At 69.9% G+C, this 9,333-nt stretch carries 4 protein-coding genes and 1 pseudogene; 3 read left to right on the top strand and 2 right to left on the bottom strand.

The features are described from left to right. The coding region (locus tag AB0O21_RS39990) for a M24B family metallopeptidase (RefSeq protein ID WP_365180795.1) at positions 1-717 on the top strand (717 nt) is incomplete at its 5' end. A 730-nt stretch (positions 718-1,447) separates the two neighbouring features. Here the strand turns inward: AB0O21_RS39990 and AB0O21_RS39985 are convergent. Then, positions 1,448-3,565: a SpoIIE family protein phosphatase gene (locus tag AB0O21_RS39985; protein ID WP_365180793.1), complete on the bottom strand. Its 2,118-nt coding sequence runs from the start codon at positions 3,563-3,565 to the stop codon at positions 1,448-1,450. 490 nt (positions 3,566-4,055) lie between these two features. Here AB0O21_RS39985 and AB0O21_RS39980 point away from each other — a divergent pair, with 490 nt between their 5' ends. Continuing rightward, positions 4,056-6,722, top strand: coding sequence for a SpoIIE family protein phosphatase (locus AB0O21_RS39980; protein WP_365180790.1), 2,667 nt, complete (start codon positions 4,056-4,058; stop codon positions 6,720-6,722). 122 nt (positions 6,723-6,844) lie between these two features. Then, complete coding sequence (locus AB0O21_RS39975; protein WP_365180787.1) at positions 6,845-7,987, top strand: extracellular solute-binding protein; 1,143 nt, start codon at positions 6,845-6,847, stop codon at positions 7,985-7,987. Between the two features lie 790 nt (positions 7,988-8,777). Here the strand turns inward: AB0O21_RS39975 and AB0O21_RS39970 are convergent. Beyond that, a pseudogene (locus tag AB0O21_RS39970) lies at positions 8,778-9,173 on the bottom strand (transposase); the annotation flags it as partial. Between the last annotated feature and the right edge of the window lie 160 nt (positions 9,174-9,333).

The following is a 9,333-nucleotide window of genomic DNA, read 5'->3' as shown; positions in this document are numbered from 1 at the left end:
TACATCGAGGGCACCTTCTTCCTGCGCGCCCGCGTCGAGGGCAACGACGTCGGCTACGGCTCCATCTGCGCCGCCGGCCCGCACGCCTGCACCCTGCACTGGGTCCGCAACGACGGCGACGTCCGCTCCGGCGACCTGCTGCTGCTCGACGCCGGCGTGGAGACCACCGAGCTCTACACCGCCGACGTCACCCGCACCCTGCCGATCAACGGCCGGTACTCGGAGATCCAGCGCAAGATCTACGACGCCGTCTACGAGGCGCAGGAGGCCGGCATCGCCGCGGTGAAGCCGGGCGGCGCCTACCGCGACTTCCACGACGCCGCGCAGCGCGTGCTCGCCGAGAAGCTCGTCGAGTGGGGCCTCGTCGAGGGCCCGGCCGACCGCGTCCTGGAACTCGGCCTGCAGCGCCGCTGGACCCTGCACGGCACCGGCCACATGCTCGGCATGGACGTCCACGACTGCGCCGCAGCGCGCACCGAGGCGTACGTCGACACCACGCTGGAGCCGGGCATGTGCCTGACCGTCGAGCCCGGCCTGTACTTCCAGGCCGACGACCTGACGGTGCCCGAGGAGTACCGCGGCATCGGCGTCCGCATCGAGGACGACATCCTCGTCACCGAGGACGGCAACCGGAACCTGTCCGCCGCGCTGCCGCGCCGGTCGGACGAGGTCGAGGCGTGGATGGCCGGCCTGAAGGGTCGATCCAGCCGGTCTTGAGTCCGCGACCGAGCCCCGTGCTCGTGCCCCCCTGGTCAGCCACCGGGGACCCTCATGGGACCGATGCTGACCGTTCGCTGACCTGGGCCCGGCCATCACTGCCCTGACCTGCGCAAACGTCCATTTGCTAGATCTTGGACTTGAACATGGTACGAAGCATCGGAAAACTCCCGGTTTGTCTGCTCCCTGCCTGCTTCCCGCAGGTCAAGGGCGGTCTCCGGAGCCTACAACGATTCGCGTGTTCGGTCAGCTGTCCCAGGTGTTGCAGGACTCACGCTGACCGGTTGCCACCTGCTGGACGACGCCAACGACGGCACGGACACGGACCTGTTCGTGAGCCGGGCATGGCCCGGGCGCGCGCCTTGGTGGTGGCCGTCTGGCGGGCCAGTCCCAAGAGGTGGGCGGAGAATGGCCTCAATGGACGTCTCCTGAAGGCTGACGGCGGCAGCGTGGACGCGCTGGTCGCGATCCACGCGGCGGACCTCACCCCGAACGGCCACACCCACCTCTTGATCGCCACGGAGCTGGAGGCGGCAGGCCGCACGAGCGAGGCCCAGGGGTGGGCCGGTGAAGGCCGCCGACCAGCCCCGGAAGGGCCGGTACGGCGGCTCGGTGCTGGTCGACGCGCACAAGGGTGTCGAGCTGGTGGACGAGCCAGGCTCGCCGTCCTGAACGGAGCTGCACACGAGCGATGAAGCGGCTGCCAAGACACACCGAACTCGACGCCTCCTCAATGGGCGCGGCGGACGCGGGCGAGGACCAGAACCGCGTCGTCGGCCGGCGGGGCGGGCAGCAAGCTCGCAAGGATGCGGTCCGCCATTGCTTCCAACGGGCCTGAGGTCCTGCCCAGTTCGGCGCGCAATGCCTTCAGACCGACCTCGAGGTCCGCGCCTCGTGTCTCGATGAGGCCGTCGGTGTACAGGGCGAGAATCGCGTTCCCGGGGAGTTCGATCTCGATCGTCCGGAAAGGACAGCCGCCGACGCCGAGAGGGACTCCCAGGACGTCGTCGATGGTCTCCACTGTGCCGTCCGGCCGGAGTACCAGGGGCGGGGGGTGGCCGGCGCTGGCGATGCGGGCTACTCCGATCTTCGGGTCGTAGACGATGTACAGGCACGTCGCCAGCTCGATGCCGGCCTCCTGGGCGCATGCGTCGAGCTCGGTGAGGAGGTCGTCGGGCTCGCTGTCGTGCCTGGCCAGAGCCTTGGTGGTGATACGAAGGCGACCCATGGCGGCGGCGGCCGACACACCGTGCCCCATCACGTCGCCCACCACGAGAACGACTCGGCCGTCGGGCAGGCTGATCACGTCGTACCAGTCGCCGCCGACCTCGGTGATCCGACTGCCGGGTACGTACCGGTGGGCCACGTCCACGTACGGGCTGGTCGCCAACGCGCTGGGCAACAACGCCCGCTGCAGAGTGAGGGCGATGTCCTGGACGCGGCTGTACAGACGGGCGTTGTCCAGGCAGATCGCAGCCCGTGAGGCGAGCTCACTGGCCAGGCTGACATCGTCCCGGGTGAAGGCCGGCCGGCCCGTGGACCGGCCGAACATGGCGATTCCCTGGACCGTACCCCTGGCGATGAGCGGGGCAACGAGGACGCAGGCCAACCCACTCTCGGCGAAGAGCCGTGCGCGTGACTCGATGAGGACGGTCCGGGCCAGGAACTCCTCGTTCACCACGGCGGAGATGGCGCGACCGGTCCTCAGCATGTCGTGGATGACGGAGCCGGGCGGATACCGCACCGTCTCCACCCCACTCACGAGTTCGGTGGCCGGAGGGGGCAGGATCGTCCCGGAGGCGATTCTGCGGGTGAACAGCGGTCGCGCCGGGTCAAAGACCTCTGCCTCGTCCATCCACTCCACGACTTCGACCACGGCGCCGTCGCAGAAGTCCGGCATTGCAGCGTCGACCAGCTCCTGGGCGGTGACGTTCACGTCCAGGGTGGTCCCGATGCGAGTGGAGGCCCCGTCCAGCAGAGCCAGCCGTCGACGGCTGGCGGTGGCTTCCAGGATGGCCTGTTCCCGGTCGGTCACGTCCAACATCAGCCCGCCCACTCCGGGGCGCGAGCCGACCGCCTGGCTCAGGGGGAAGAAACTCACCGACCGCACCTGGTCACGGTCCGGATGCCCCCGCGGACGCATGCCCACCAGGGTCCCCACGACCGGTGCTCCGCCCAGGGCGACGCCGCGGAGCATGCGCTGGTATTCACCATCGTCGGACATGATCATGATTTCGTCCATGCGCCGCCCGAGGTGGGCCTCGATCGGCAGACCGTCCATGTCGGCGAGCGCCTGGTTGAGATGGACGTACCGGAGGTCCTGGTCGAGCATGACCAGACCGATGGGGCAAGTCTCGAAGAGGGCGTCGAGGAAGGCGAGGTTGGTCTTGACCCGATCGAGCTCGTCACTACGGCTCGCCAGGACCATCACCACCGAAGGTCCGCCGGATCCGGTCACGGAGAAGGCCCGGAAGCCGCAGTCGAAGACGGTGCTGTCACGATGCCGGGCCGGCAGCCGCCCCCTCCAGTAACCCTGGGTCCGGCCTCGCTCGGTCAGCCGGGCGCACGGATCGGGGGCGCCCCGGGGCCCGTCGGCGAAGAGAACGGCGCCGGGCCTCGACAGAACGGCGGTGGCGTCATATCCGAAGAGGTCCCGCGCGCCGGGCCCCCAGTAACAGACGAGGTCCCCGTCATCGAGGCCGAAGACGGCCACGGGCACGTGCTCGAGCAGCGTCCCCGGCTCGGACCAGAACGGGCCGTGGGTCTCCTCGCCCCCCGGCCGAGCCGATGGCACGAGATGTCCCCTTCCACTCGCCGTTCCATCCATTATTCCGGACACCATGGGCATTCCGCGGCGCGAAGTGCACCGTGGCGAGGATCGAGCCAAGAGAAGCGCCCCGGCCGCCGGTGGCCGGCTCAGCCCAGCAGGGCGGTAACGGCGGCCGGCACGTCGTTGAACTCGTCCCGTCCACCCCTCCATTTTTCTGAACCAGCATGACTTCTTGCACGGTGTGTGGGCGTGGGATCCCCATCGGCGCGGCGGCTGCCCGGATCCCGCCCGCGCCCCCACGCGCCGCGCCACACCCTCGCTCCGCGGAAGGGCCCGAATCGCCGGCTCGGCGACCGTCGCTCCCCGCTGCCGACGGCCCACAGAGGTTAGAAGATGGAGTATGAGCGACCTACTTGGACACGTCCGACGTCGGCTGCTCGGCTCGACCACGAGCTCTTCCTCTCCCTCTCGGCGTCCCCGCCCAGGAAGCCGCCAGGAGCGTCAGGAGCACGCCCAGCACCCCAAGGGAGAGGCGCGGCGGCCGCAGCGTCTGTCCTCCCTTCTGAGCGTGCGCAGCGTGGCCGGCGAGGTGTTCCTCCTGCAGCTGGCGGTCGTGGTGCTGCTCGTCGCCGCCGCGGTGGTGGCGCTCGTGGTCCAAGCCCGGAGCGCCGGCATGGTGGACGCCCGGCACCGTACGCTCGCCGCCGCCGGAACGTTCGCGGAATCTCCGGGAATCGTCGCGGCCCTGCGCAGCCCCCATCCGAGCGCAGTGCTACAGCCGAGCGCCGAGGCGGCCCGGGAGATCGCCGGGGTCGACGGCATCAACGTGTACACACTCTCCGGGGTCACCCTCGCCCACAGCGACCCACGGCAGATCGGGAAGCACGTCGTCGGCCCCTTCTCCAAGGCGGTGGCCGGCCAATCCTTCACCGAGACCTTCGAAGGGTCCTTGGGGCAGTCCGTGGTCTCGGTGGTCCCCGTCAAGGACTCCGACGGCCGCGTCATCGCCATCGTCTCCTCCCCGGTCACGGTGCAGAACGTGCAGAGCATGGTGAACCGGCAGCTGCCGGTCGTCCTCGGCAGTGCAGCCGCGGTGCTCGCCCTGTCCGCGGGCGGAACCGCTCTGGTGAGCCGTCGGCTGCTGCGCCGGACGCATGGCCTGGGACCGGCCGAGATGACGAGGATGTACGAGCACCACGACGCGGTGCTGCACGCGGTGCGAGAGGGCGTGCTGATCGTCGGCGGCGGCGGACGGCTGCTGCTGGCCAATGACGAGGCGCGGCGGCTGCTGGACCTGCCGGTGGACGCGGAAGGGCTCCCCGTCACGGACCTGGGTCTGGAGGAGGGGATCGCCGAGCCGATCGCATCGGGCCGTTCCGCGACCGACGAGCTGCACATGGCAGCCGATCGGCTGCTGGCGGTGAACATCCGGCCCACCGCGCCCTACGGGCAGGCCGGTACCGTCGTCACGCTGCGGGACACCACCGAGCTGCGGGCACTCTCCGGCAGGGCCGAGGTGGCCCGCGAGCGGCTGAAGTTGCTCTACGCCGCGGGGATGCAGGTCGGAACGACGCTGAACGTGGAGCGCACCGCGGAGGAACTGGCGGAGGTGGCGGTCCCACGGTTCGCCGACGTCGTCACCGTCGACCTGCTGGACCCGGTGCTGCGCGGCGAGGAGCCGCCCGAAGCAACCACCGAGATGCGCCGCACCGCCCGCGTCGGCCTTCAGGGCGACCACCCCCTCTACCCCGTCGGCCAGCTGATCCGGTTCGTTCCCACCAGCCCCATGGCCGCCGGGCTGGCCGGCAGCGGCGCGGTCCTGGAGGCGGACCTGCGCGCCACCCACGGCTGGCGGACCCAGGACCCGGCCAACGCCCTGCAGATCCTGGACCGCGGCATCCACTCCCTGATCGCCGTGCCCCTGCGGGCCCGGGGCGTGGTGCTGGGGATGGCCGGCTACTGGCGGACCCAGGACTCCCCGCCCTTCGACGAGGAGGACGTGTCCTTCGCCGAGGAGCTGACCGCCCGGGCGGCGCTGTCCGTCGACAATGCCCGCCGCTACACCCGCGAGCACACCATGGCCGTCACCCTGCAGCGCAGCCTGTTGCCCCGGGGCGTACCGGAGCAGTCCGCCGTCGAGGTCGCGCACCGCTATCTGGCCGCCCAGGCCGGTGTGGGCGGTGACTGGTTCGATGTCATCCCGCTGCCCGGCGCCCGAGTGGCCCTGGTGGTCGGCGACGTCGTCGGCCACGGTCTCCACGCCGCCGCCACCATGGGCCGCCTGCGCACCGCCGTGTACAACTTCTCCACCCTCGACCTGCCCCCGGACGAACTCCTGAGCCACCTGGACGAGCTCGTCGCCCACATTGACACCGACGAGCAGGAGTGGCAGGGGATCACCGGAGCCACCTGCCTGTGCGCCCTCTACGATCCCGTCTCGGGGCAGGTGACGGCCGCCACCGCCGGGCATCCGGGCCCCGCTCTGATCCTTCCCGACGGAACCGTGTCCTTCCCCGAGGTGCCGGTCTCCCCGCCGCTGGGCCTGGGCGAGGGCCTGCCCATGGAGACCATGACGGTCACCCTGCCCGAAGGCTCCCGGCTGGCACTCTTCACCGACGGGCTGATCGAGAGCCGCGACCGCGATCCGGACGCGGGCCTGGCGGCGCTGCGCGCCGCTCTGGCCGGGCCCGCCCGCACCCCGGAGGAAACCTGCACCGTGGTGATCGACGCGATGCTGCCCACCAGGCCCAGCGACGACGTCGCGCTGCTGGTGGCGCGCACCCGCCGACTGGACCCCGCGCGGATCGCCGAGTGGGACGTACCCCCCGACCCCGCGGCGGTGTCCCCGGTGCGCAACGCCTGCGCCCGCCGACTGGCGGACTGGGGCCTGGAGGACATCGCCTTTACCACGGAACTCATCCTCAGCGAGCTGATAACCAACGCCATCCGCTACGGCACCGAGCCCATCCGGGTGAGGCTGCTGTACGACCGCAGCCTGATCTGCGAGGTCTCCGACGGGTCCAGCACCTCCCCGCACCTGCGCCGGGCCGAGGCCACCGACGAGGGCGGTCGCGGCCTGTTCCTCGTCGCGCAGTTCGCCGAGCGCTGGGGCACCCGCTACACCGCCCGCGGCAAGATCATCTGGAGCGAGCAGGCCCTCCACGACGGGGCCGCACCGCCCGCGATGGATCTCGGGGAGGCGCTCCTGGCCGGGTGGGACGACGAGGGGTTCTGAGAACGCGCCGGTACGGCAGCCGCAGGGAAGACAGCGGACACCACCGTCTGGGACTGCGCTGCCGAGGCCGCCGAACGTACGCTGGCCTCGATCAGTACGCGACCGCCCGTTATGGAGCCTTTGTGCCCGCACCTCGTCTCCGGACAGCCTTCGTCGCCGCCTACCTGGTCCTCGCGGCGCCCCTCGGCGCCTGCGGAGACAAGCCCACCACCGCGCCCAGTGCACCCGCGGTGGCCACCTCCGCCGCGGACGCCGGCGGCATGGCAGCACTGACCACAGCGGCGAAGAAAGAGGGCTCGCTCAACACGATCGCGCTCCCGAGCGACTGGGCCAACTACGGCGCACTGATCGACGGCTTCGAGAAGAAGTACGGGATCAAGGTCATCGTGGAGAACCCGGAAGGTAACAGCCAGGACGAGATCAACGCCCTGAAGGAGCACAGGGGCGAAGGCCGCGCCCCCGATGTGATCGACGTGGGGGGCTCGTTCGCGCAGTCCGCGGCACGGCAGGGCCTGCTCGCTCCGTACGAGGTCGCCGCGTACGACGAGATCCCCAAGGAACAGAAGGACGACCGGGCCCGCTGGTACAACAACTACGGCGGTTACATCTCGATCGGCTGTGACGCCAAGCGCGTCAAGACCTGCCCCGCGACCTTCGCCGACCTGCGCAAGCCCGAGTACAAAGGCAAGGTCGCGCTCAACGGCAACCCCACCAAGTCCGGCTCCGCCTTCGCCGGGGTCTACGCGGCGGCCCTGGCGAACGGGGGTTCCTTCGACGACGTCCAGCCCGGCATCGACTTCTTCGCCGAGCTCAGCGAGAACGGCAACTTCATCCCGGTCGAATCCACCCCGGCCACGATCGCGAAGGGCCAGACCCCGATCAGCATCGACTGGGACTTCCTCAACCTCGGATACGCCGACGAATTCCGCGAGAATGGCACGGACGTCGACTGGCGGACCGCCATCCCCTTCGACGGCAGCTTCGCTCAGTACTACGCGAACGGGGTGAACAAAGACGCTCCGCACCCCGCGGCGGCACGTCTGTGGCAGGAGTACGTCTTCAGCCCGGAGGGCCAGAACCTCCGGCTCGGCGCCTATGCACGCCCCGTCCTCATGGACGCCATGGAGAAGGACGGCACCCTCGACAAGGCCGCCGCGGAGAAACTGCCGACGGTCGAGGGCACGCCGACGTTTCCGACGGAGGCGCAGACGGAGAAGGCAAGAGAGACCGTCAACCGCGGCTGGGCCGAGGCCGTCTCGAGCTGAGGGCGGGGGCTCCTCGCCAGGCGTGACCCGCCCGTCCGGGCCTCACACCGGTGGCCACGGCACTCGCGGCCGCTTTCCGGCCCAACTACAGGCCATGCTCACCGTTTGACGATCAGATCGAGGAGCTCGGCGAGACGGCGCCTGACCGCCTCACAGGGGTGAAGGGCGTCCGGTGTCGACTCAGCGCTCGGCCGTGCCCCCAGGTCCGCGAGGACATAGAGCGAGCGCTCCTCATCGGAGAACGGAACACCGCACGGGCCCGGTTCCGGAAAGGCGACCGCGGACCGGCCTGCAGGAGGCCGTCCCCCCCTGCAGAAGCATCGCTTCGGCAGCCGGAGCGTTCAGGCAAGCCGCCGCGCCCGGCCGATCCATGTTGAATGGGATGCCCGCGTCGACCGACACGTCACCTGACACAACGGTAGTTCCCAGTGGTCAGCACCGCGGCAGGGCTCCATTCACCTCCAGATACTACCGGCGATGCGCTCCTTCCAGCGGCCATGCGACTGCTCTCCGCCGAGGGACGGGGATTCTTCCCCTGCGTCACGCCCCGGGCGGCGGATGCACCCGCGGGGATCCCTTTACACACGTCAGAGACCCGGCCGGGACCGATGCCGACCACTTGCTGACCTCGACCCGGGCAGTACGGCGTTGACCTGCGCAAATGCCCAGATGCTAGATCTTGGACTTGAACATGGTGCGCAGCATCGAGGTACTCCTGAATCTAAGGGCTGTCCCGTAAATGATCTTTGAGTCGCGCTGGGCAGGGTCAGTCGGGGTGCGATCTGCTCGCCTATCCGGCGAGGGCGAGGTTGTGCATGCGGGCGATGCCGAGCATGGCGTGGTGGACTCCGTCGCCTTTGAGGCGGCAGTCGCGGAGGATCTTCCAGGCCTTCATGCGGGCGAAGGTGTGCTCGACGCGGGCGCGGACCTGCTTGTGGGACTTGTTGTGTGCCTGCTTCCAGTCGGGCAGGTCTTCGCCTTTGCGGCGGCGGTGCGGCATGACGAGTCCGGTGCCGGGGTAGCCGCCGTCGGCGATCGTGAGTGTTCTGCCGACGGCGGCTTTGGCGCCGGATTCCTCCCAGGCCTTGCAGTCGTTGCGGTTTCCGGCGAGCGGCCGGCCGACTACGACGACCAGGCGGGTGTCCGCGTCGATGACGATCTGGTGGTTCGTGGAGTACCGGTAGTTCTAATAGGTCATCGGTGACCCCAAGCACGTGAGTGCAAGGGCCACCAGGCGAGGTCGAGACCTGCCCGCCCTTCGGGGACTCGATCCCTCTGGTCAGACCGGCCCTGCCTCGCCTGTGCCCTGCCGGGCGGAGACCTTCGGTAGTTCCGTGGCCTTGACC

This window comes from Streptomyces sp. NPDC091371 (assembly GCF_040684275.1).
Taxonomy (GTDB): Bacteria; Actinomycetota; Actinomycetes; order Streptomycetales; family Streptomycetaceae; genus Streptomyces.
Note: the sequence above shows the minus strand (reverse complement) of the source record. Positions and strands in the feature narration are given on the sequence as shown.

Excerpts from the sequence above, each read along its gene's own strand:
- AB0O21_RS39985 (WP_365180793.1), bottom strand. The coding sequence starts at position 3,565 with ATGCCCATGGTGTCCGGAATAATGGATGGAACGGCGAGTGGAAGGGGA.